Consider the following 24,424-nt stretch of genomic DNA (forward strand, 5'->3'; position numbering starts at 1 on the left):
GTGAGCCGTTGGGACGTTCGCCACGGTTGCACGTGGGAGCAACGACGCTTCCCAAACAGATCCAATGCCGAAAAACTCCTGCCAACCTGCTAGTCCTTTCCTCGCGTCGCTAACCGATGAAAACGATGGCATCGAAGTATAGCGACAATCGCTGCTGCCGCGCCAATTGACGAGAACAACTGCATTGAGATCACTGGTGAAAATTGAGTCGGCAACCAGTTGTCAATGTTCGCAGCATCAGCTTGAATCAAACTGGAAGGGAAGGCCAAAACGTAGACGAAACACATTGGCGCCGTCCACGGAAATCTCCGGAACGAACGCCTTTGCATCTTCAATCGACCGTTGTCAAGGTCACCGAGCAGACAGGATGGTGAGTGGATCCGTTTTGCCTGTTTCCGAGCTGGCCGACAGAGACAGGGTCCTGGGCCGGGCACCAGCAAGTGCGAACCATTTGAGAGGTGTCCCCATCCGTCGATCACCCACGGCAGGCTGACGGATCCAGTCCCGAAGGGGCGACACAATCTTAGCCGGTGGCGTCAGCCACCGGTTTCAGCGTCCGTCCAAAGCCAAGGCCCGAAGGGCCGACACAGTCAGTCTGCCGACTGCCATCCCTGTCTCAATCCATCGAACTTGCCAACGCCCAAGCGGGACGGGACACTGGAACCGCCTCTGTCAGCCCTTCGGGGTTTTTGCTGTTCTTAAAGGTTGCTTTTTCCGGGACCTGACGCCCCCGGCAATGGCTGTGTCGGCCCTCCCGGGCCCAATTGGAATGAGTTCGACGCAGACCTTTGGTGGATGGCACCATACGGCCACGCGTCATCGGCAACTTCCGTTCACCGCATGGTTCTGCCTATTCGTCATTGCTGTGTGACGTGACACGTTCTCGAGGTGGCGGCCCGATCAGCATGGCCACATAAGCCAGCGGCCTCTCGCCCGGAATCAGCTTTTTCTCCCCGCTAACAGAATGATACAGCACCGGCTCAACGGCTCGCATGCCAGGTTCATCTGCCAGTGTGACCTTCGCCGCGTATCCAGAACCGGGCGCCCAGCCATCAACGAAAACCAACACGCGACCGTCTTTGCGATCAGGAAGGTCGCCACCGACAGGGCAAAAGCTGGTGGTGTTCTTGCCGACAAGATGGCCACTCCAGACGCGATTGTTGACCTCATCGTCAGCAAGCAGCCCGTCACAAACAGGCACCCAGTCAGTGACAACGGAATACTCGGACAGGCCCAGTTGTGTCAGCTGCTCTGCAACCCAGGACTCGACGACAGGTCCCTCCTGCTTTGGAGTGCGCTCGGTGACCGGAATGATGACCTTGACGAACACCTGGTTGAATCGCTTCCGCGCGATCGACACTGGCGTCGGATTCTGGGCGGGTAGCTCAGCAGCAAAGGTCGTGAGCGTGGATAGAACGAGCAGCAGGGCGAAGTTTCGACATCTCATTCTGGACCTCACAACGTGTCAGTGTGACGGGACTTGGGCAGATCGGCGGCCGTCACCTGGGACGGTCGAATGATTTTCCATTTGCAAAACCGCGCAAGCCGTTCTCAGACGCACGGCTTGGTTCGGGCGCCCTGCCTTCATCGTACTCGTACTCAGCCTCGCGGTACTCGTTCTCCGTTGCATCACAGGGTTCCCCGCTGGCAGCAGGGCGGAATACCAATGGCTTGGAATCAATTGGTAGCCATGAAAAGGGGGCACACGGGATTGGGTGTGGTCGACTTCATGATGCTCGACATCCTGGTCCAAACCCGCCAAAATCAACAATCCCGTTTTTGGCGAGGCAAACAAGTGCTCCAGAAGCTTGACGGAACGGTTCGAACCCGAGTCATCCTGCCATTGCTTTGACAAAATTTTTGCGTATTAGGATTGAGAGTATGTGGCAAGCAGCAATCATCGTTGAGTGCGACACTCGTCGCCCCCTGGATCGTTTCGTCAACATGATCACGAACCTCGATTGTGCGGCATGGCGGGCCATCCTTTCAGGATTCGCTTTATTCATTGGCGGCACCTTCACCGCAACGCCCCTGTTTGGAATCGACAACCAGGTCCTGTTCGAAGCAGCAAGCAAGGCGAGTGAGGCCCAGGTATTTGATATCCGCAGCTTTGACGCGGTCGGCGATGGTGTTGCGATGGATACCGAAGCCGTTCAAAACGCCATCAATGCCTGCCACGATGTTGGTGGTGGTGTTGTTTGGGTGCCTGCTGGTGATTTTCAAATCGGAACAATCATTTTGAAAAGCAATGTCACCCTCTCGCTCGATCACGGGGCCAGCTTGCTAGGAAGCCCCCATGTCGCTGACTACCCCACAGACAAGCTCAGCAAGCCTCGAGAGGGCGCCGCACATTGCCTGATCTACGCTGAAAATTCGAAAAATATCACTATCGAAGGACTTGGTGTGATCGATGGCAGGGGAACTCACAAGAATTTCCCCCGGAAAAGAAGGGGTGGTCGAAACTCTGGCATCCGTCCTCGTCTGTTACGCATGGAGAGCTGTGAAAACGTCACCTTTTCTGGCGTCACCTACAAGCGTCCAGCCTTCTGGGGCTTGCACTTGATCGACTGCAAGAACATTCACTTCGATGCGGTTACCTTGCGATTCCGCAACAACAACTTCAACAATGATGGGTTTGATCTGGACGGCTGTGAGAACGTGCTCATCGAGAACTGCGATCTCAGCGCCGGGGACGACGCGATCTGCCTGAAGAGTTCCCAGAACCCTTGCCGAAACATTGTGGTGCGAGGATGTCGGCTAGACAGCAACACGGCTGCACTGAAGTTTGGCACTTCATCTCGCGGCGGGTTCCTCCATGTGACGGTGACCAATTGCTATTTTCACGACTGCCCCATGGGCGCGATCAAGCTGCAGTCGGTGGACGGCGGCCGCCTGGAGAATATCGATATCTCCCGAGTGACAATGAAAGATGTGGGATGTCCCCTGTTCATACGCTTGGGCAACCGGGGCAGCACCTTTGACGAAGGACGAGAAAGCTCTCCCGTGGGCACATTGAAAAACATCCGAGTCAGCAATGTGGTTGCCGAGGTCACCGTCGAGGACCGAGCCAAGGCGGCTGAAGCGGTGTACAAGAATCTCAAAGTGGACACGACCCGCGGCGTGACCGACAACGAGAAGTCGAAAGCTGGGCCGATCATGATCACAGGCATCCCCGGTCACTTGATCGAAAACGTTGTCCTAGAAAATATCACGATCTCCTTCCCGGGTGATGGCACCGAAGAAGATGCACGACGAACCGTTCCTGAAGACATCGATCGCTACCCGGAGCAGTTTTTCTTTGGCGTGCTGCCAGCATGGGGTGCCTACATCCGCCATGCAAAGAACGTTGAGTTCAAGAATGTCCAGTTGACGACTCGCGACGCGGACGAACGTCCGAAGTTGGTGCTGGATGATGTGGACGGTTTCGTCGAACAGTAATCGCTGCTTCGAGTTCAGGACGAACACGCCGCTGCATCAATGCAACCGTCTCCGCTTGAGCTAAGCAGGTTGGCAGGAGTCTTTCGGCATTTGAAATGTCTTGGCAAACGTGGTTGCTTCCACGTCCAACCGGGGCTATCGCCCAAACGCCTCACATGGTGATGCCCGATCATTCCTGCCGACCTGCTTAACCCGACATTTCCTCGGGGTCCTTCAGGACTCGATCGGCTTGATGAATGGCGTCGACCAAGGCCTGAAGGGCGGAAGACACTCGATTGAGCGTCGGGGCCAGATCGGCCAAGCACTGCTCCTCGAACTGACGTGCCGGCTCGTCACGCCATACCGACTTGGTCCGTTGCCACTGCTCCGCGAATTCACTGAATTCATGTCGGAGTTGGTTTTGTGTTTCCTGGATCGCTCCGGTACCAAACGGTTTCATCGCTGATTCACTCCGAAATGCCGTTGGGATTGAACGTTCGCAGCATCTTGCGGCCTTTGTAAAGGTGAAACAAATCTTCGGGCTGAGGCGGACGCGCGCGGCCGCCGGTGGGCAAATCAATTGTTTCCAAACCATCGGTCACAACAACGCATTCTTTCTCGTTCTGCGCCGCGGTGAACACGGCCGCCGTTTCATCCAAGAAGAATCCCAATCGGTCGACTTTCACCTCTTCATACCCAACCCGTTCCAAGTAGGTCTGCAACGGTTCAACGATCCGGCGCTGAGCCTCGTTAAATTCCTTCGACGGCACGGTGAAGATGTCTGGGTGATCCGCATGCCAGCCCGCATAGATCGCATAGATGTCTTCGGGAGGAAAGTCCGCCACATCGCACGACATGGCAAAGATCGTCGGCCCCGTCACGCCGATGTTGCTGTACTGTTTTTCGCCAAAGTTGTATTCAAAGCGAACCAAGAACACGTCGACTGGATCTTCAAAGCTGGGCCACAGCATCCGCCGAGAATCCACCACTTCAACGCCGGTCGGCGGCACTCCCATCTGCTGTGGTTGAGTCAACCACAACGCCATCTCGGCCTCGGCGATCGCACGTGGCTCACGGTATTCCTCCTCGATCAAATCCTCCAGTCCCAACTCGTCCGCGTAAGCGATCGCTCGCAAACGAGCGGCGGGTTCGCCCGCCAATTCTGCCAAGCGTTCTTTGCCGTTTTCTTCTCCTAGCTTGGCCAACGCACCGGCGGCCTCGCACTGCACGCGGCGGTGCTTCAGATCCAACGTCTTGTTCAATTCACCAATGGAACTTTCGTCGCCAATCAAAGCGATTGCATCGCACAGCGACACCGCCAACGCAACCGCTTCGCCCAGCACCGCTTGAACCTGCTCGACTTCGGTTCCAAAACTTCGCGGGTCCTCTTCAAACCTTGCCAAACGCCCGGCGACATTTCCTAGCAATGCATTGAGGGAACCGATCCGATCCTTGGCAGGGTGCTGACTGACCAGCCCCGTTCGCGTGAGGTGACCGGCCAAATCCAAGATAGGCGCGGCCAGCGAAGGTTCTGAAATCAAGTCCAACAGGGCAGGGAACACCGCTCGAATGGACCAATCGTTGTGCTGCATCAACGGGCTGAGAATCTGCGCCGCGGCCATCCAGCCTTTCGGTGGCGACTGAGCCAATTGCGTGACCAACACCGCCAACGATTCCGGCGTGCGCTTCATCGCCAGCAATTGAAGCATCAGATGGCGGTTGGAAACCTCCGGCGACAGCGATTCGATGATCGTCGCCAACGTGGCGGGTTCGATTTTCGAAAGCGAATCCCCTTCGCCTCCCAACGTTTTCAAGTGAATCAGACGAAGCAATCCACCCGTGATCGCTGGGTCCGCGTCCATCAGTCGAGCGGATTCACCGGCGAGCGCAGCGACCAATGTCTGGCCATCCAAGTTGGGATCGTCTGCCAATTGCTTCAGGGCCACGCCGGCCTGAACCGGGTCGGCGCCGGCGGCAAGAATCGGGTCAAAGGAGATTTCCGACAAGGTCAAGGTTCCAAAAGTGAAAGATGTAAATTGGGGCAGGGGAGGGCAGGGCAGAGCAGGGCGGTAGAGAGCAAAACCGCTGTTCATCCGGTCGCAACCACAGGGGACTGCGAGAATAAAGTTTGCAACGTCGGCTTAGGATTCATCCGAATCCGGTTGATACGTCAGATCAGGCTTCACCGCATCGGACCATCCCAATTGTTCGATGTCATCCAGAGTCGCCCAACGGTTGTTGCCGTGGTACAGCGGTGATTGATCGATCGGGCACTTGGGAGTCTCGGCATCCGCGTAGATGTGAACGCCCTGGAGGTTGGGTTGCAACCAGATGGCTTCGCATTCATCGCAGACCACCAAACCATGGGTTGGTTTGTCGTCGACCAATCCACCCGCGCGAATGGAACACAAACCTTGTTCGCAAATCGGGCACGAACCGACGCTGTATCGAACATCGGAATTGGAATCGGGGTGAGTCACAGAATTGACTTCCAAACAAGAACGGAATGATTCGGGTGGTGCCATTGAAGATTGATTTCAAAGTGGCATTTTCGCATGTCGATTCAACGATGCGGAATGGGACCTACAGCGGAAACGCAGTGATCAATCGATTGCCTTCCAACACCAAACGCACTCGCCGGGCCATCGGGTTGCGACTCCTCTGCCCATCACGTCCACCGACAAAGCCAACACGTTTCCCCATGTCAACGGTGTAAATCGTTCGCTTGCCGTCGACTTCTTTGGTGGTCCGCTGATTCGCTTGGGCTTTCTCGTACGCGTTGTCGATCGTGGCCAAGGCCCCCTCCATGTCGCCATCAAAGACACCGTGTTTTCCCGATCGGTTGGGTTGGTCTTTGGTGTGACGGCGCAGATGTTCGAGGCGGTGACCTTCCGCACTTCCAGGCGTGTACAGCACACCCGCCGGCGACAAGAACCGGTCCGTGCTGATCTCTCGCAGCAACCCGTACTTCAGATCGGATGTCTCGGCCGCGGATTTCGCATCCGAATCCGGCGACCCACGTGTCATCTTGGACGCCAGCGGTCCCGGTGAGGGAGCGGTTTCGTTGCCTTGCGATTGAGTCTGGTTCTCCGCCCGAGGAGTCGATGCCTTCGACGAATCAGCCGGTTTTGGCACCGCTCGCGGATTGGACGCTTGGTCCGAAATCGGTGCGTTTGAGTTTTCCGCAACCGAGTCTTTGGCAACCTGCTTGGCGGGCAAGGCGGGCAAATTCCAGCCGGTGGCCTCGTTGATCGACGGGCGAAGCAGCGTGTAGCCGCCCAACATCACGGCGATGACGATTCCCGCCACGGTCGTCTGTTTGGCTTTTTTGCCACTTGGCCGGCGGGTCCCGGAGCGAGTTTCAGCAGCGTTCATTTCGGTTCAATCGAGCCAGCAAGTTTGAATTCGGTCTTCAATGACCGCCAACTTACCAGCCGATCCCAAAACTGGCCAACCACGACCGCTCAGGACTGCAAAATCTCATGGACCACGCGCCCGTGCACGTCCGTCAGACGAAAATCACGCCCCGCATAGGGAAAAGTCAGACGTTCGTGGTCGATTCCCAACTGATGCAGCATCGTGGCGTGCAAATCGCGCATGTGAACGCGATCGCGAACGGCGTAGTAGCCGTAATCATCGGTCTCTCCATACGTGATGCCTCCTCGAATCCCGCCACCGCCCAGCACCATCGAGAAACCCTGTGGGTTGTGGTCTCGGCCGTTGCTCCCCTGCACAACGGGAGTCCGCCCAAATTCGCCGCCCCACACCACCAACGTGTCTTCCCAGAGCCCACGTTGCTTCAGATCCGCGAACAATCCTGCAATCGGACGATCCGTCTTGGCGGCGTTCTTCTCGTGACCGTTCTTCAGATTGCCGTGCTGGTCCCACACTTGGCCGCTGCTGACGGTGATGAAACGCACACCGGATTCCGCCAACCGACGCGCCATCAAACAACTGCGTCCAAACGAATCGGTCGTCTTCTCACCGATCCCGTACAGTTTCTTGGTTGCGTCGGTTTCCTTCGACAAGTCCATCACCTCCGGCGCGGTGCTTCGCATCCGATTGGCCAAGTCCACCGCCTCGATGGCACCGTCGATTGCGCGATCGCGTCCAGCCGACTCGGCGTGGCCGCGATTGATTTGATTGACCAATTCAAACTGATGCCCCTGGGCGGCATCCAAGTGAGCGATCTTTCCATCGCCAATCTGACCGTTCTTACCGATCACAGTGGCTTGGTGTTTGGCGGGCAAGAACGCCGCCCCGTAGTTTCGTGGTCCGCCATGCGCTGTTGCCGGCGCGATCGCAACGTGAGCTGGCAAATCCGGATGCCCGGCCCCCAAGGCATAACTGATCCATGCACCCACACTGGGGCGGACAAAGTTGTCGCTGCCGGTGTTCACCATCCCAACCGCCTGACCGTGTGATTGGCCGCGAGTGTGCATGGACCGGACAACGCACAACGAATCCAAATGTTGGTTCATCTCCGGCAATAAATCCGTCCCCCACAAACCAGCCTCACCGTGCTGGGCCCATTTCCAAGGGCTCGCCAGCAACGTCGGTTTGGCATTGAGTTGTGGTGGCAGATCAAACGGCAGATCTTTGCCGTCATCGCGAATCAACCGCGGTTTGTAGTCAAACGTGTCGACGTGCGAGGGCCCGCCATGCATGAACAAGAAGATCACCCGCTTGGCTTTCGCCGGATGATGCTGCACAGGCGTCTGCACACCCGAGTCATTGGCCCACACACTCGAAGCGGGCATCGCTGACGCGGTGACAGCCAACGCACCGGTCGTCCAAGTCGATTGAACCAAACATTCGCGACGGTTCCGTTTCATCAGTTTCGCCTCAATCCAAGAATCGAAATTCGGTGCTGGCAAACATCGCCGCGATCCATTCGCGATAGCGTTCTTCGTCGCTCGACATGGCCTTCGCCACATCGCTTTCCAACCAAGCGTGCAAGATTTGTTCGTCGACCGGTCGAGGGTCGCGAGAGAACAACACCGCGCAAGCCCAACGAACACGCTGCGTGTCGTTGGTCGTCTGATTCAGCATTCGCTTCGTCGTCTGCATCGCCCACTGCCGCACTTCGGGACTGCCGATCAACGTCAACGCTTGCGCCGGAACATTGGTGGTCGGTCGTTTCCCAACCAGCAAATCCGGATCCGCCGCGTCCAGGTTCGCTAGCAGCGGTGGCACCTCCGAACGAATCAACGGCAGGTACAGCGTTCGCTTCGGATCATCCAACCCGAACTTGGTGGTGGCTTTGGAATTGGCGTTGTTTTGGCTGACCAAGGTCGCGTAGCTGTCCATCAAGTTTTCACGGCCGCTGGGGTCGAGCGTGCCGGCAGCAACCAACATCGCATCACGAATCGCTTCCGCAGGAATCCGCCTGCGAACGGCCCGACCTCGCCATCGGTTTTCAGGATCAAGTGAGACTCGCGGGTCATCATCCGAAACCATCGATCGTGAATACGCGTCACTGCAAACGATGTGTCGAATCAAACGCTTCTGCCGCCAACCGTTTCGTACAAAGTCGATTGTCAACGCATCCAGCAACTCGGGATGAGTCGGTTTCTCCCCCCGAACGCCGAAGTTGTCGACGGTCCGCACCAATCCTTCGCCCATCAGGTGCATCCAGATTCGATTGACACTGACTCGCGCGGTCAGCGGGTGATCCGGATCCGTCAACCACTGTGCCAACTCCAAGCGACCACTTCCTTCCAAGGGTTCAAACGCGGTGGTGGATTCACTGAACACCTGCGGGATGCCTCGCGGGACGATGTCGCCCAAGTTGTTCACCTCACCCCGAATATGAATCGGGCAATCCTCCTGCTCCTCACTCGGCAAATCCGCCAGCGCCATTGCGGTTGGAACGGGGGGCGGAGCATTGGCGACCAAATCAGCTCGTTGTGACTTCAGTTGCTTGAGCGTCTGAGTCAACGCGGTTCGCATCGCGATGCTTTGTTCAATCGCCGCGTCTGATTCACCCTGGTCTTGTTCGCCATCGACCTGGACCCACTGCACGGCATCGGCGATCACATAACCATCGGTGCCAAGGTTGGAGAGCGTGACCGCCGCCTGGGTTTCTGCCCCACAATCAAATTCGTCTAGCACGCTGTAGGTGCCGGTTGTCGGACGAACGGTCTGGTTCAAGACGAGGTTGTGAGTCTCGTCGTTCAACTGCACCGTGACGGGAAGATTGGATGCCCGATTGCCACTGGAGTTGTAGTGAACGCGGAGTTCATATCGTCCAGCATCAGGCAACACCGCGGCAAACCGGATCGACGACTCACCTTTGTTTCGGTTCGCATCGTGCAGATAACCTTTGCCGATGAACCCTGATGTGTAGGTCGATTCCACCCAGTGGCCTGCTCGCACCGCATCCACATCGTCGACGGTGATGCCTTCGAGTTCCGTTTTCTCTGCCAACAATTTGAGTTCGGACTCGACTCCCTTGAGTTCTTGATCGAGGCCTTGCAGCAGTCGTTCGTGGTCACGAATTGCCTCCAGGTGCTTTTTCGAAATCGGAAGCGGAGTCTTCTTCCAAGTGCTGACGTATTCCTGGGACTCGCCGTGCAACGTCCGCGTGCTTCGAAAGATCCCCGCCATCGCGTAGTAGTCGCGTGTGGTGATGGGATCAAACTTGTGATCATGACATCGCGCACAACCAAACGTCATGCCAAGAAAAGCACGTCCGACCGCGTCGAGTTGCTCGTCGACCACATCCATCCGCAACTTGGTCTTGTTGCGTTCACTCAGCATCTTGGTGCCGATCATCAAGAACGTGGTGGCGACCAATTTGTCTCGTCGATCGTCATCGGAAGATGCCGGCATCAAATCACCCGCGATCTGTTCGCGAATCATCCGGTCGATCGGCATGTCGTCGGCAAAGGCCCGCACCAGGTAATCGCGATACCGCCAAGCGTCATGATGGGTCGCATTGAAATCACTGCCGTTGCTGTCGGCGTAGCGAGCCACGTCCATCCAGTGCCTCGCCCAATGTTCCGCGAACTGCGGGCTGGCCAGAGAGCGATCCACCAATCGCCTCCAATGTGCGTCGCTGGGATCCGCTTGAAATTGCCGAAGCGTTTCAGGATCAGGTGGCAATCCTGTCAGATCAAACGCCAAACGTCGCAGCCGCACACTTGGGCTTGCGATCGGAGTCGCGGTCAAACCTTCCGCGTCCAAGCGTCGTTGCAGGTAGACATCGATCGCCGATTCAGAATCAAAAGCAACCGGCGACTCGCTCGCACGTGGAGGCTGAAACGCCCAAAACTGGCGAGCCTGTTCCCAATCCAATGACTTCGGCTGAGAACTTGTGAGCTGTTCCTCTTCATCCATCCATCTTGGATCAGCGGCTCCATCGCGAATCCACTTTTCGAAATCGCGGACGATGTTGTCGGGGAGCTTTCCCGAGGGTGGCATCTCGGACGACTCATAACGAATCGCCGCCATCAGTTCGCTTGCCGCAGGATCGCCGGGGCGGATGGCCGGACCACTGTCACCGCCAACTTCCCAGCCTTCCTTCACATCCAAACGCAACGAACCACCGAGGTCATCGGAATCCTCCGCATGACATTCATAGCAATGCTCGATCAGAACCGGACGAATCCGAGCTTCAAAGAAGTCAAAGGAGGCGTCGCTTGCTTCGTCGGCGACGACGGCGTCGGAGCAACTGCCGATCAACACGGCCAGCACACACCACTGAATGGCGTTCCAGATGCGTTGGTCGCGATTGGATTGCGAGACAACGTTCGGCGTCATGGGAGAGGCGCACGGACTCTTCATCGCAGAACCGTCGGGCGAAGGGCGGGGGGAACACGGAGGGCCCCCTAGAGTACACGATCTCGCTCGATGGTGCGAAACCGCCCCCTTCCTTTCCAAATCGGCGATCTTCGACGCATTCGCCTACGACCAACGAAACCGGCCCGCCACTTCGGCTCCTGTCGGAGCATCGAAGTTGGCGGGCCGTTTGAAATTCAGTTCTGTTGCGTGACCGCGAAATCAGTTTTCGGAATCGTCTTCCGCTGGCTCCTGGTCACCTTCCGAAGCAGGTGCTTCGTCTTCTTTGGGCTGAACCACGGGAGCAGGCGTCGCTTTTTGTTCTTGCTGACGACGCTCTTCTTCTCGTTCTTTACGTTCTTTTTCCAATGCCTGGTTGGCTTTGTCCAAGTCCGCTTGGGTGCTGGTGAGCTGCTGTTTCAATTTGCTCGTTTGAGCTTCCATGTTTTTCTTCAGCGTTTCGACTTCTTGCTGAAGCCTTTTCTGTTGTTGCTGAGCGATCGTCTGGGCTCGCTCGGCCAACTCCCGAGCGGCGTCAGACTGTTTCTCAGCCTTCTTGGCTCGCTCAGTTTGGGCTGCGACATCGGCTTTCAAGGCAGCGATCTGCTCTTCCAATGAAGCGACCTTCTCATTTGCTTCCGCGATCGCAGCGTCTTTCTCTTCCAGCGACTGATTGGCTTCGGCAACCTGCTCGCGAAGAGCCACCAGTTCGGTCGTCAGAGCGACGTTCAGCTGGCTGGGGTTGTCCATTCCACCCATGTCATGCGTGGTCATCCCACCGGCAACCGACGAACAGCTCGTCACTTCGGTGGAACAGGCGGTCACTGGAACGCAGCTCGGCGAGCACGATTTCCGAAGAAAGCAATCGCCTGCGAAAGTGGGGACGGAAAACGAGAGGGCCAACGTGATTGCGGCGGCCGATGTCTTCATCATGGTGTCGATCTTCCAAGGTGGGTCAAAAAGGTGGGATCGGAGAGAGTCGATCCTGTACACGACTCTTCCAATGCCATCCTAATTGCGACGGTGGATCGCACAGCAAAAAATCCACGGATCACGTTCCAGGCAAAATCTCCCACACCGCCACACTCCATCCCGCCGTGGCCATTGGCCACGGCGGGATGGAGAGTGTTTTTGGGAGGCTCGCTTTCCGGGGGTACGCTGCTACGCAGCAACCCCCGGCTACCATCTTGCATCCCTACCGGGATGAAGAAAGCCTGAAATCGGAACAAGAACAGGCGTCCAAAAGAAGCCGTCGACACCAAAGACTGGACAGCCCAGCGTGAGCCAAAGTTCCCACGTACAACCGGAGCGAATGCCCAAACCGCCTAAAACAGTTGGTCTTCCCGAGCCATCTCGACCAGCCGCTTGAGCTCCTCGGGGTGTTTCTTCGCCAGGTCCTGTTTTTCACCCGGATCCGTTGTCAGATCGAACAGTTTCCAACCGTCTTCCCGAACCATCGGCTTGCCGTTCCCGCTGCGTCGTTGCTTGGTCTTGCCAGGGTAATTCACCGCTTTCCAGCGGCCGGAGCGGATCCCGACCGACGTCGGCCCTTCGCTGCTGGCCCAATACAGATAGCGGTGCTTGGTTTGCTTCTCAGGTTGATTCAGCAAAGCGGGCAAGTAAGAAATCCCATCGGTTTCCGCAGGCGGGTCCACACCAGCGAGCTCACACGCAGTGGGCAAAAAATCCCAGAAGGCAGAGGGATGATCGCTGATGCTTCCCGCCTCAATCGCGCCCTGCCATTTCGCGATGAAGGGGACTCGGATCCCTCCTTCATGCATCGAACGCTTGCTGCCTTGAAGCGGACCGCTGCTGTTGAAAAACAAATCGCTGTGGCCACCTTCGTGATGCGGCCCATTGTCAGACGTGAAAATCACCAACGTCTTTTCTGACAGGTTCAGCTCCTCGAGCAGGTCCATCATGCGGCCCATGTCTCGATCCATCCGAGTGATCATGGCCGCGAATCCCTTTTCTGGATTGGGCCAATCACGATCGGCGTAGATGCCATGGTCAGGCACCTCCATCCCGTCGCCGTTCAACCGCCCCCCTTCGTTGTTGGCATGCGGGATCGTCCAGTGAACATGCAATAGGAAAGGGTCGGACTGATGCTCGCGAATGAAATCAAACGCCGCATCGGTCATCACATCGTGCGAGTACGTTTCTCGTTTGACCGCAACGCGACCCCGAGCGATCGGGTCGGTGCTGATCACGTTGCCAGGATAGAAACTCTGCTTGTAGTTTTTCCACAGGAACGGCGGGTAGTAATTGTGGGCATTGGATTGGTTCATGTAGCCCGTCCAAGCGTCGAATCCATTGGCGAGCGGATGGCCCGGGTTCTCGATCTCTTCGGGAACATTCACATTACCGAGTGCCCACTTGCCAACCCCGCCCGTCGCGTACCCAGCTTGTTTCAGCAACGAAGCCACGGTCGGTTGATCTCCCGTCAAATTGCGAGCCGCATTGCCAATTAGCCCGGTGCTGCCAACATGCTTGCCCGTCCACAGCGTCAAGCGTGAAGGGCGACACACGGTGTGTCCGGCGTAGTGATCGGTGAATCGAATTCCATCCGCCGCCATTTGATCCAGATGCGGCGTCTGAATCCGAGTTTGGCCGTAGCACCCCAAGTCGCCGTATCCAAGGTCATCGGCCATCACATAAATGATGTTGGGTCGGAGTGCCTCGCCGCTGACGGACGAACCGGCTGTGTTCGAGTCGTCCCCTGAGACGATTTGGCAACTCACGACGATCCAGCAAAACGCCCCAGCCCAACGCGGGAAAGACCGGAGGAATTGAGACGACGTTTGAGATGGGACCAGCCTCGCGAGGTTCATATTTCGGTTCTAATCTTTGGTCATCAAGTGAGTTCGGCAGGGTTGCCACGATCCTTTTCAGATTAACATGCCGACCAAGGCAATGAACGACGACCTAGGAAAACACGCAATGAACGCTACGCGAATCTCCTGCACCGCACTCTTGACGCTCTGTTTCAGCGTCGCGAATTTCGCCCACGGTGCTGAGAACGAGGACACTCAACCTCCGCGTCCCAATGTTTTGTTGATCATGGTCGATGACCTCGGGTATTCCGACCTGGGGTGCTACGGCAGCGAGATCGAAACACCCAACTTGGATGCATTGGCAGCCAACGGATTGCGTTTTTCGCAGTTCTACAACACCGCCAAATGTCATTCCTCACGCGTGTCGTTGCTGACCGGACAATACTGCATCGCGGCAGGAGACACCTCGCTGTCCCATGCCGTCACCACCGCTGAAGTGTTGCAAGCCGATGGCTACTTCACCGCCATGTCCGGCAAATGGCACCTCGACAAACAGCCCACCGACTTCGGATTCCAACGCTACTTCGGTCACCTCAGCGGCGCCTGCAACTACTTTCGCGGCGACAACACATTCCGTTTGAACGGCGAACCGTGGATCGTTCCAGACAAGGACTTCTACACCACCGTCGCGGATGTCGATTATGCGATGCTGTTCCTGAACGAAGCCGAACAGACCACCGATCCGTGGTTCCTCTACCTCGCCTTCAATGCGCCGCACGCACCACTGCAAGCCTTGCCGGAAGACTACGCCAAGTACAAAGGCCGCTACGACGAGGGCTGGGACAAAATCCGTGAGCAACGTGTCCAGCGCCAACACGAACTGGGCCTGTTGCCAAAGACACCACAACCTAGCGAGCGACCCACGCACATCCCGGCTTGGGAGACGTTGACAGAGAAACGCCAGGAGTTTGAAAACAAACGCATGACGGCCTTGGCTGGCATGATCGATCGCGTGGATCAAGAAGTCGGCCGGTTGATCGAACACCTTGATGAGACCGGCGAACTTGACAACACGTTGATCTGGTTCGTCTCCGACAACGGTGCTTGCCCATACGATCGAGTCAGCCAGAAGATCGAAGCCGAACCCACCAGCGGCGATGTCTCTTGGAGCGATTCCACCGGATGGGCATGGGCTCGCAACTCACCGTTCCGGTTGTACAAACAAAATCAAACCGAAGGCGGGATCAGCACACCGGCCATCGTTCATTGGCCAGCGGGTCTGAAAACCAAGGCTGGCAGCATCGAGCGCAGCCCGGCTCACTTGATCGACATTCTGCCGACCATCGCCGATGCGGCCGGCAGCAAGATCCCAAGCGAGTTCGCCGATCGTGATTTACGACCGGTTTCGGGCCAATCGCTGTTGCCGATCTTCGAAGGCGAAACCATCGAACGTGAGCAACCCATTCACTTGCTGTTTTCATCCGATCGCGGCCTTCGCGATGGCGACTGGAAGATCGTGAGCTTCCGGCAGAACCCTTGGGAGCTTTACAACATCGCGTCCGATCGAATCGAGCAGCACAACCTCGCTCCCCAGCACCGCGATCGCCTGACTCGCATGGCACTCAAATGGAACGAAATGGCGAAGGAGGTGCTGCACACCCAAACCTTCGACCCCAAATTCGGGACTGAATCCGAGGAGCCGATTTCGATGACAGCCACTCACCCGGAGTGGACGGACTTCTCAGTCGACCCGATGAACAACGTCCGAGGCAGCGTCGGCCGGAAGAAGACACCCAAGTCAAAAGCCAACACTCCCAAAAAGGCAAGCGATTCCATCCGAGCCCGCAAGAACACGCAACTTCAACGTCGTGAATCGGAGTTGCACCTGACGTTCACCGGGGACGATCCAGGAATCGCGATCGATCATCTGCCGGAGAACCTGCCACCGGGCCCGTACCGATTGGCGTTTGATCTGCTGAGCGAAGCCGAAGGCAACGGAGAAGTGTTCTACACAACCCGCGCCGAACAATCGCTTCCCAAAGGTCAGCACATCCCGATCGAAATTGAATCCGATGGGCAATGGCATTCGCACACGATTGCTCTCGGTGACGCCACCCAAATCTATCGATTGCGGTTGGACGTCAGTGAAGGAAAAGGGTTGGCTCAAATTCGAAATCTAAGACTGCTGTCATCCCAAAATGAACCCGTCATTCGCTGGCCAATCGCGAAGATCAAGGTTCTGAAGTGAGTCTCGCTCGGACGGGAAATTTCTTGCCGTCAGCCCGTGAGATGGGCGAACAAAAAGCCACCTTTGGCTATGATAAGCAACGAGCGAAGAATAAGTGTCGAAAAGAAAGTGTGGCATAGGCTTCCAGCCTGTGTTCCGCGCAATCACAGGCTAGTGGTCTGTCAGGACTTGTTTTTAGGGTAGTGGACGAGGCCACGAGTCCTGAACTGGCGTCAAATCCAAGGACTCGTGGCCTCGTCCACTACGATCAACCCTAACTTTTAGCTGTGACAGACCACTAGAAGCCGATGCCACTTATTTTCCGCTCAGTCCTAAGCAGGTCCAGCAGGAATGATCAGGCACAACGATGTGAGCCGTTTGGGCGTTAGCCCCGGTTGAATTCCGTGAGCCGTTTGGGCATTAGCCCCGGTTCTACGTGCAAGCAACAACGCTTGCCAAAACAGTCCCAATTCCAAACGACTCCTGCCGACCTGCTCATTGGGTTCCCCATCCCACCTTGCAAACCCACCCCACAACGAGAAGCGATCCCTGGAATGCAGTACCACCAGAGCTCCCGATCATCGGATTCAAACCGCCCATCTGTCCCTGTTTGGCTTTGCCTTGCGTTGATGGCCTCGGCGACGATGGCGACCACATCCACGAAAGCGGCCGACGTGTTCGTCGAAGCGGAAAGCTTTGACACGCATGGCGGATGGAAGTTGGACACCCAATTCATCCAGCAAATGGGATCGCCGTACTTGATCGCGCATGGACTGGGTCAACCGGTCGAAGATGCGACCACCAACGTGACGATCCCCGAGTCCGGCAAGTACCGCGTCTGGGTTCGCACAATTGACTGGGTTCGTCGCTGGGACGCGGCTCCTTCCCCCGGAAAATTCGAACTCCGTGTGGATGGCAAAAAACTGGACACCACCTTTGGAACGAAGCACGCGACTTGGGATTGGCAAGACGGTGGCGTGGTCTCGCTGGACGAAGGCGATCACACGCTGTCGCTGAAAGACTTGACCGGTTTTGATGGTCGCTGCGATTGCATCTATCTGACCACCGAACTGGACGAAACACCGCCCGCAGTGGACGACGTCTTGTCGCCATGGCGCCGAACCCAACTGGGATTGCCAGAGCAACCTGTCACCAAAGGCCCTTACGACTTGGTCGTCGTGGGTGGTGGTTACGCTGGCATGGCGTCGGCAATCTCGGCGGCCCGAATGGGATGCCGCGTGGCATTGATTCAAGACCGCGGCGTGTTGGGCGGCAACGGTTCCAGTGAAGTGCGAGTGTGGGCGATGGGCAACATCCGTCGCGGCAAATTCCCTCGCATTGGTGAGATCGTCGAAGAGTTCTCCGACAAAGCCACCAAGTCCCCCGGCACCTACGAGGAATTCGGTGATGAACAAAAAGAAGAAGTCGTCACAGCCGAACCGAACATCGATCTGCTGCTGAACCATCACGCCTATGCGGTGAAGATGAAAGCGGACAGCGAAACCAAGCAGATCGAACACGTCCTGGCCTTGAACACCAAAACCGGCGAAGACCTGCGGGTTGCCGGCGACCGATTCGTCGACTGCACCGGCCATGGATGGATCGGCGAATGGGCCAACGCCGACTTGGACATCACCGACAAGGGCCGCATGGGCATGAGCAACATGTGGCGTTGGGACGAAGTCCAGCAGGCTCCTGAATTCCCCGCCACGCCTTGGGCATTGCCGCTGAGCATGGACGATTTTCCCTACCCACGTGACCACCATGGCCAATGGTTCTGGGAAAGCGGTTTTGACATCGATCCACTCGGCGACGCCGAAGCGATTCGCGACTGGAACCTGCGAGCCGTCTACGGTGCGTTCAATGCGATGAAGAATGGCGACGGTGCCACCGATCATGCGAACGCCCAATTGACCTGGGTGGCTTACATTGGTGGCCCTCGCGAGAGTCGTCGACTGCTCGGTGACGTGGTCTTGAATCAGGACGACGTCGTCAGCAAACGCGAATTCCCGGATGGCTGCGTCCCCAGCACGTGGTCGATCGATTTGCACTATCCCAAAAAAGAATACGCCACCAAGTTCCCTGAGAACCCCTTCATCAGCATCGCGGTGCACGATCGCCGCGTGGATCGCTCATACGGTTATCCGGTTCCGTATCGCTGTTTCTACAGCCGCAACGTCGACAACTTGTTCATGGCCGGTCGCTGCATCAGCGTCACCCACGAAGCGCTTGGCACCGTTCGCGTGATGAAGACGTGCGGCATGATGGGCGAAGTCGTCGGCAAAGCGGCCTCGCTCTGCACGCTGAATGACTGCACGCCTCGCGATATCTACGAAGACCACCTGGACGACCTGCTGGAATTGCTCGAACTGCCTGGCAAGGCTCGCCGGAGCACGCCTTCCGCGACGATCGTGATCCCGGAAGACGCGATGGAAAAAGCCGGCCCCTTTGGCCCCATGTCAGGCCTGGACCCTGAGAAACTGCCCGGCATCGTGATCGATGACCGGCAAGCCAACACGACAGGCAACTGGACCAAGGGGCAAGGACTCAAGGGTTACGTCGGTTGGGAATACCGCTACGCATCGGCCAACTCCGACGCCACGGCGACCTTCCAAACCAAGTTGAAGGAAGCTGGTCAGTACGAGTTGCAAATTTACAGTGCTCCTCATGAGAATCGTGCCACCAAGCTGGCAATCACCGTGACCGCACCCGGCCAAGAACCGAAAACCGTTCGGATCAACCAACGCGACTCGCAGGGCGGTGCGATTCCGGCCGGCAAGTACTTCTTGCCCGCAGGCGCCGAAGTGACCGTCGACTTCTCCGCCAAAGACTCGGGCGGCACGGTGCACCTCGACGCGATCGGATGGGTCAAACGACCTTGAGCCAAACCGAGGCTGATCAACTCGAGACAGACGCAGCGTTTACGATTCCTCAGCTGTCACCTCTTCCCCGACGAAGTTGGGGGAGAGGTCGGACCGAGCGTCCAGCGAGATCCGGGTGAGGGGGGCCCGCTGCGTTCAAGACACATGTTTTGTCGTATAGTCCGTCACGCGAACGGCACTTCCCAAAACCAACTTGGGAAAACGTGACTTGTTGATTCGAGCCAGAAATTAGCGGACACCAAAATCGCTGCCCCCTCAAAACTCGAACAGTCCGGGAGAAGCCTGCCGATAGCAGCCGGCTCTCATGCCCCAACCACGCCCGGGCAGCGGAGCGCCCGGCGAGGACGCGTGCTGCATGCGATCCGAATCGGAATGCTGATCGGATTGCTGGGTTGTTTGCCATCGCCGCACAATCGCAGTGAGGTGGCGATCCGACCCACGCTGGAACAACTCCAACGAATAGCCCCCGCTACTCGCACCATTGCCGACACGCCGGACGAAAGCGGTCGGTGGGCGATCTCGGATGCCGATCGAATCCCGCTTGGTTCCGTGGCCAGAACCTTGCCCGAAGCCAATGCGTTCGTCGGTTATCGCGGGCCAACCGAGGCTCTGCTGTTGTTCGATCAGCAGAACGTCGTGCGTTCGGTCTCGGTCCTGCAGAGCCATGACACCGATGAGCACATCGACGCTGTCAAAAACTCCCCCGAGTTCTTCCAACAATTCAGCGGGTTGACCTGGGGCGGAACACTGATTGACGGAAGCGTCCCCAAGATCGATGGCGTCAGCGGAGCAACGCTGACCAGTCTGGCGATGGCGGGTGGCATCCTCAAGCGTCTTGGAACCGCCCCTGGATCGCTCATCTTCCCAGAACCTTTGACACTGGCCGAAGCCCAAAGTTTCTTTCCCGCCGCCTCCCAAATCCAGGGCGATCACATGGCGGTGGTGCAGGACGAAAACGGAACGACGCTTGGATACCTGATTCGAACCGGTGCGTTGGTTGATGACGAGATCGGTTACCAAGGTCCGACCAGCGTTCTGATCGGATTGGATCTGGAACATCGGCTCTTGCGGCCCAAGATCCGGCACTCCTTCGACAACGAACCCTACGTCGATTACGTCCGCCAGGAGCGTTCGTTTTGGAAACGGTTCGAAGGCCTGACGCTGGAAGAACTCGCGGCGTTTGATCCTCCCGCCGAAGAGGTCGAAGGCGTCTCCGGAGCCACCATGACCAGCATGGCCATCGCCTACACGCTGCCAAGATTCGCGGCCGATTTGCTGGCAGATGAGGAATGGAAAACGCTCGGGCAAACACCTTTTCAAAGGCGACTGCATGCGTTCCAAGAATCAATCCAAACGACTCGTCTGTCCGACGCTGACATCGCCACGCTCGTCGCGTTGGTCCTGTTGCCGCTGCTGATTCGTTTCGGAGTGATGCGGAAAACCTGGCTGCGTCGCTTTTGGCTTTTCGCCGTCTGGTTGGTCATCGGTCTGTACGCTGGCAACCTTCTGTCGCTCGCGTTGCTGGCCGGCTGGGCCACGTCAGGAGTCACCTGGCAACTCGCCCTGGGTTTGGTCGCACTGGCGATCGTCTCCGTGGTCATCCCGCCGACGCGGCGGGGCAACCCTTACTGCAACCACCTCTGCCCTCACGGTGCGGCCCAACAATTGATCCGGCCAAGCCGCGATTCACGCTTGAAGTGGAACCTCCCATCGTGGCTTTCCCAGCCGTTGGGATTCTTACCCGCGGTGACTCTGTTGTTGGTCTACCTCGCTTTGCTCATTCGTCCCGCCACCGATGTCTCCTTTGTCGAACCGTTTCACGGCTACCTTTGGCACTTGGCATCGTGGTCCGCGATCGCCTGGACGATCAGCACGCTCGCGATCGCCTGCTTCGTTCCGATGGCCTACTGCCGACTGGGTTGCCCGACCGGTCGTTTGCTGGACTGGATGCGTTTCAAAGGAACCAGCCACCAAATTTCGCGAATGGACCTGGCCATCGCTGGGCTGCTGCTGTTTGCCTGCGGCTATCGTTCCCTCATGCACTAGCGGCGTTTTCGAAACCGACCAGTCTCGAGGTCGCCAGTGACTCCGCGATGCCTTTGACCTGCATGGGCTCGTTGGCTTCCAGCTCAAACGAACCGCTGAGCTGACGGGCCACTTCACCCGACACCACGATTTCGCCCGCCGCGGCTCGATCGCACAATCGCGACGCGACGTTCACGGTGTTCCCAATCGCGGTGTACTCCATTCGCTGTGGCGTGCCGACGTTGCCGACGACGGCCTGCCCGGTGTGGATCCCGATCCCAATCGACAAACCACTCTCGTGCGATCGCAACGCTTCTTGAATCCGCCACGCAACTCGCGACGCCCGCTCTGCGTGATCGGCTTGATCCAGTGGCGCGTTGAACAACACCAAGATCGCATCCCCAATGAACTTGTCGACCGTGCCCTCCTCCTCAAACGTGCACCGGACCATCACCTCCAGCAACCCATTGAGTTCTTCTAAAACGTCTTCCGGTTGCAGGCGTTCAGAAAACTGCGTGAAGCCCCGAATGTCGGCAAACATGACGGTTACTTCGCGAGTCACGCCTCCGACAACGATCGACTGCAACTTGGACTGTTGGACCAATTGATTGACCACCGCCCGCGGCACATAGCGACCAAACAAATCCGTGATTCGCTGACGCCAACGAATTTCTTCGAAGTATCGAATGCCAACGCCCAGCACTCCCGCCACCAAAATCGAAACGGGCGTGAAGGCCATGTCGAGGAACCATCCATCACGGAACGCAACCGTGGAGATCACGAGGTACCCCAGCAACAACAACGCCACCCACAGCAACGCCCAACGAGCCCGGAAACGGGCCGCGATCACGCAACCCAAAACGCTGAATCCAATCAGCAGCGACGGTGTCACGTACCAAGCCGTCAAATGCATGGTGACACCGTTCAGCAACGTTTCCATCGCAACCCCCGTGACATCCAACGCGTCCGCTTGCCGGTCGCGAATGGGAATGTCATATCGATCCGAGGCGGGGACAAACGACAGTTCCAAATCGATCAACACCGCCTTGCCACGAACCAATTCGGGATCGAAATCACCCTCGACCAAATCGCCATATTCCAGACGGGTCAGTTCGCCTGGATTGAACCCATAGTCGACCCAAACACCGGCTGGAGACACGGTCGGAAACTCGCTCCCGAAACTGATCCAGCTGACCTCCTGGTCACCAACCTGATAGTCCGCTGAAGTTGGATTGGGGGTGATCGCTTCCTCTCCGCCGGAAAGTTGCAGCAGATCGCCCATCTCGGGAAAAATGTCCAACCAGTGCTGAACCAACCCCGCCTGATCAAGCCGTTGGTAAAACCCCGCTTCGCCACCGTTTGGCTGGCCGGTCAACCGCTGCACAGCCCAAAATGGGGTCGTCTCACGCAGTGCAAAGTAATCGTGCATCGCGATGGGAAAGATCCGCGAATGGCGATTGGCCATCGTCGGTGATTTGAAACTCATCCCATGGTGCACGATGCAATCGTGGTAACTCCCCACAACTTCGTAGTCGACATCCAGCGTCAAAAACACATCCCGAGCCAGATTGCCATCGGGTGCCACCTCTTGAATCAAATCCAATGTCGGCCGCACGTTCGCTTCGAAATCGGCCGGATCGGTGCAGACGAGGTTCCGCAGATCCGCCACCACCTTCGCATCGGCGTCCATCAGGGTCTGGTAAAGCTTCCGATCGGTCTCCAGGTCGGGCTTCTTCCCCAACCGCGTCGCACTGGATTCACCGTAGGACACCAACACCACGTCGCCTGACAGCTCCCGTGCCCCTAACCGCGGTCCGCCCTCCCGCAGCATCACCGCGTCACTGACCATTCGAGAGAATTCGAATGCCGTCTGGCCTCCCCAAATCATCGCCGCCAGAAAGAACATCGAGCACAGCAAACCGCAGCCGATTGAAACCAGCGGCCGCCACCAGCGGCGATTGGACTTGGAGATCGATTTCATCGGTTCACGCTTGTGTTGGTGCGGTCAAAAGGAAGATGTCGCAACGGCTGATCACTGCCCAACTCCACTGATCGCATACAACCCAAACGTGGCCAACCAATGATCGCCTTCGTAGTGACCGCTGTTGATGTAGGCCAATCCCGCGACCAAATGTTCTCTCGCGTTGGTTCGAATGGCATTCACCAGAGGATGCTGCTCCGGCAAATGATTCGCAACCGCTTGCAGACACCAGGCACGATTGAGATTCAACCCGGCGAGGTGAACCAGTTTGCCGTCGGTGACATCGCTGACGCTGACCGGCGAGATCGTCCCATCGGTGAGTTGCTGCTTTAGTTTTGGAACAAACGTGTTCAGCCAGTCTGAAAACTCCTCCGGCGTTAGCACTCGCCGCATCAAGTCCGCCTCGTTCCACGCCGACGAGAAGAAGTCATGACCGGACGGTTCGTACTGAACCGGGTAATCGATGTCGGTCCAATAGAAATCGCGAGCCCGCGCGATCACCAATTGTTCCAACTCATCCAGGTCACGAGACCTCGCGTAGTCCAGCACCTGGCCCAGCGCAAACCCCGTGTCGGGATGCTGGCCCGTTCGAATCGGGAACGTCAACAGCGGCAGGTAAGCGGTGATCCTTTCAACCAACAATTCCTCAAGCGGTTCAAGTGCCCCGCGCCACTGGACGGCATCGTCATCGTCGAACGAATCCAACTCCATCGCCAAACGCAGAAACCAAGCCCAGCCATACATGCGTTCAAAGGACTTGTTCTCCTCGCGAGCAAAGAACTCCGCTTCGCGTTTCAAGTTTTCAGCCGTCAAATGCCGAGACAACGTTTCGCGAATTTTGGTGGCCGCGGGCATCTCGGGAGATTGCTTCAGCAAACGCACCAACACCCAGTGACCGTGCACACTGCTGTGCCAATCAAAGCATCCGTAGAACGCTGGAAAGTGTTCTTTGGGCGTGCCGATTTGATCGGGGTTGGAATAGACCAGCGACAGCTTGTTTGGAAACTCCGTGTCGACGCCATGCAGCACCAAATTCGCCCACTGACCTGCCATGTCAGAGGTCAGCGCAACCGTGGCGGTTGAGTCCTGTTCAACGGATAATTTCCCGCTTGGCGACTGTGCCGACGCTGTCACTGTCATGAGCGAACAAAGCAACCAAGCGACGAACAATCGGCGAAAGAATGGATCTTTCCAGGCAAACATGGGACTTCCTCGATTCGGCGGGGGCAACTTGCGACCGGCACCAAAAACACCTTTCAATCGCAATCCATCGGGGAACATCTTAGCATCGCGTAAGGAAGAAGTGCCCGTTTTGTAGTGGACGAGGCAACGCGTC

The 24,424-nt window shown here is 57.3% G+C and carries 15 protein-coding genes; 4 read left to right on the plus strand and 11 right to left on the minus strand.

The annotated features are described in order from the left end of the window. Positions 1 to 850: 850 nt before the first annotated feature. Positions 851 to 1,447, minus strand: a complete 597-nt coding sequence (locus UH5x_RS12470; protein ID WP_482635830.1) for a hypothetical protein — start codon at positions 1,445 to 1,447, stop codon at positions 851 to 853. Between the two features lie 434 nt (positions 1,448 to 1,881). Between UH5x_RS12470 and UH5x_RS12475 the strand changes: the two genes are divergently transcribed. Continuing rightward, positions 1,882 to 3,438 (plus strand): glycoside hydrolase family 28 protein, encoded by a 1,557-nt coding sequence (locus UH5x_RS12475; protein ID WP_482635831.1) that lies wholly within the window; start codon positions 1,882 to 1,884, stop codon positions 3,436 to 3,438. A gap of 187 nt (positions 3,439 to 3,625) precedes the next feature. On the opposite strand, the gene UH5x_RS12480 is transcribed toward UH5x_RS12475, so the two are convergent. The 8 genes from UH5x_RS12480 to UH5x_RS12515 all read right to left on the minus strand — a co-directional run bounded on the left by UH5x_RS12480 (position 3,626) and on the right by UH5x_RS12515 (position 13,940). Next, positions 3,626 to 3,877: a hypothetical protein gene (locus UH5x_RS12480; RefSeq protein WP_047815361.1), complete on the minus strand. Its 252-nt coding sequence runs from the start codon at positions 3,875 to 3,877 to the stop codon at positions 3,626 to 3,628. Between the two features lie 7 nt (positions 3,878 to 3,884). Continuing rightward, positions 3,885 to 5,429, minus strand: coding sequence for a HEAT repeat domain-containing protein (locus tag UH5x_RS12485; protein ID WP_482635832.1), 1,545 nt, complete (start codon positions 5,427 to 5,429; stop codon positions 3,885 to 3,887). A 129-nt stretch (positions 5,430 to 5,558) separates the two neighbouring features. After that, positions 5,559 to 5,942 carry a hypothetical protein gene (locus UH5x_RS12490; RefSeq protein WP_047815363.1) on the minus strand — a complete coding sequence of 128 codons (384 nt, stop codon included), beginning with the start codon at positions 5,940 to 5,942 and terminating at the stop codon, positions 5,559 to 5,561. Between the two features lie 58 nt (positions 5,943 to 6,000). Next, positions 6,001 to 6,792, minus strand: a complete 792-nt coding sequence (locus UH5x_RS12495) for a hypothetical protein (RefSeq protein WP_482635833.1) — start codon at positions 6,790 to 6,792, stop codon at positions 6,001 to 6,003. 89 nt (positions 6,793 to 6,881) lie between these two features. Continuing rightward, positions 6,882 to 8,252 (minus strand): DUF1501 domain-containing protein, encoded by a 1,371-nt coding sequence (locus tag UH5x_RS12500; RefSeq protein WP_482635834.1) that lies wholly within the window; start codon positions 8,250 to 8,252, stop codon positions 6,882 to 6,884. A gap of 10 nt (positions 8,253 to 8,262) precedes the next feature. Further along, complete coding sequence (locus UH5x_RS12505) at positions 8,263 to 11,181, minus strand: DUF1553 domain-containing protein (protein ID WP_482635835.1); 2,919 nt, start codon at positions 11,179 to 11,181, stop codon at positions 8,263 to 8,265. 240 nt (positions 11,182 to 11,421) lie between these two features. Beyond that, positions 11,422 to 12,132, minus strand: coding sequence for a coiled-coil domain-containing protein (locus UH5x_RS12510; protein WP_236695929.1), 711 nt, complete (start codon positions 12,130 to 12,132; stop codon positions 11,422 to 11,424). 392 nt (positions 12,133 to 12,524) lie between these two features. After that, positions 12,525 to 13,940 carry an arylsulfatase gene (locus tag UH5x_RS12515; RefSeq protein WP_482635836.1) on the minus strand — a complete coding sequence of 472 codons (1,416 nt, stop codon included), beginning with the start codon at positions 13,938 to 13,940 and terminating at the stop codon, positions 12,525 to 12,527. A 157-nt stretch (positions 13,941 to 14,097) separates the two neighbouring features. On the opposite strand from UH5x_RS12515, the gene UH5x_RS12520 reads away from it, so the two are divergent. The 3 genes from UH5x_RS12520 (at position 14,098) to UH5x_RS12530 (ending at position 21,128) form a co-directional block, all read left to right on the plus strand. Then, the gene (locus tag UH5x_RS12520; RefSeq protein WP_482635837.1) at positions 14,098 to 16,221 is read left to right on the plus strand and encodes an arylsulfatase; all 2,124 of its coding nucleotides are present in this window, start codon (positions 14,098 to 14,100) and stop codon (positions 16,219 to 16,221) included. A 533-nt stretch (positions 16,222 to 16,754) separates the two neighbouring features. Beyond that, the gene (locus tag UH5x_RS12525) at positions 16,755 to 19,082 is read left to right on the plus strand and encodes an FAD-dependent oxidoreductase (RefSeq protein ID WP_482635977.1); all 2,328 of its coding nucleotides are present in this window, start codon (positions 16,755 to 16,757) and stop codon (positions 19,080 to 19,082) included. A gap of 348 nt (positions 19,083 to 19,430) precedes the next feature. Next, positions 19,431 to 21,128, plus strand: a complete 1,698-nt coding sequence (locus UH5x_RS12530; RefSeq protein ID WP_482635838.1) for an FMN-binding protein — start codon at positions 19,431 to 19,433, stop codon at positions 21,126 to 21,128. Here the strand turns inward: UH5x_RS12530 and UH5x_RS12535 are convergent. Beyond that, a complete protein-coding gene (locus tag UH5x_RS12535; RefSeq protein WP_482635839.1) occupies positions 21,118 to 23,088 on the minus strand; it encodes an adenylate/guanylate cyclase domain-containing protein in 1,971 nt (656 codons plus the stop codon). The genes UH5x_RS12530 and UH5x_RS12535 overlap by 11 nt on opposite strands. Before the next feature lie 51 nt (positions 23,089 to 23,139). Further along, entirely contained in the window at positions 23,140 to 24,291 is a 1,152-nt protein-coding gene (locus UH5x_RS12540; RefSeq protein ID WP_482635840.1) for a DUF2891 domain-containing protein, read from the minus strand. Positions 24,292 to 24,424: the final 133 nt, after the last annotated feature.

The organism is Rhodopirellula sp. UH5 (assembly GCF_056839225.1).

Coding starts and splice junctions, on each gene's coding strand:
- UH5x_RS12470 (WP_482635830.1), bottom strand. CDS start 1,447: ATGAGATGTCGAAACTTCGCCCTGCTGCTCGTTCTATCCACGCTCACG.
- UH5x_RS12475 (WP_482635831.1), top strand. CDS start 1,882: ATGTGGCAAGCAGCAATCATCGTTGAGTGCGACACTCGTCGCCCCCTG.
- UH5x_RS12480 (WP_047815361.1), bottom strand. CDS start 3,877: ATGAAACCGTTTGGTACCGGAGCGATCCAGGAAACACAAAACCAACTC.
- UH5x_RS12490 (WP_047815363.1), bottom strand. CDS start 5,942: ATGGCACCACCCGAATCATTCCGTTCTTGTTTGGAAGTCAATTCTGTG.
- UH5x_RS12495 (WP_482635833.1), bottom strand. CDS start 6,792: ATGAACGCTGCTGAAACTCGCTCCGGGACCCGCCGGCCAAGTGGCAAA.
- UH5x_RS12500 (WP_482635834.1), bottom strand. CDS start 8,252: ATGAAACGGAACCGTCGCGAATGTTTGGTTCAATCGACTTGGACGACC.
- UH5x_RS12505 (WP_482635835.1), bottom strand. CDS start 11,181: ATGACGCCGAACGTTGTCTCGCAATCCAATCGCGACCAACGCATCTGG.
- UH5x_RS12510 (WP_236695929.1), bottom strand. CDS start 12,132: ATGATGAAGACATCGGCCGCCGCAATCACGTTGGCCCTCTCGTTTTCC.
- UH5x_RS12520 (WP_482635837.1), top strand. CDS start 14,098: ATGCCGACCAAGGCAATGAACGACGACCTAGGAAAACACGCAATGAAC.
- UH5x_RS12525 (WP_482635977.1), top strand. CDS start 16,755: ATGCAGTACCACCAGAGCTCCCGATCATCGGATTCAAACCGCCCATCT.
- UH5x_RS12535 (WP_482635839.1), bottom strand. CDS start 23,088: ATGAAATCGATCTCCAAGTCCAATCGCCGCTGGTGGCGGCCGCTGGTT.
- UH5x_RS12540 (WP_482635840.1), bottom strand. CDS start 24,291: ATGTTTGCCTGGAAAGATCCATTCTTTCGCCGATTGTTCGTCGCTTGG.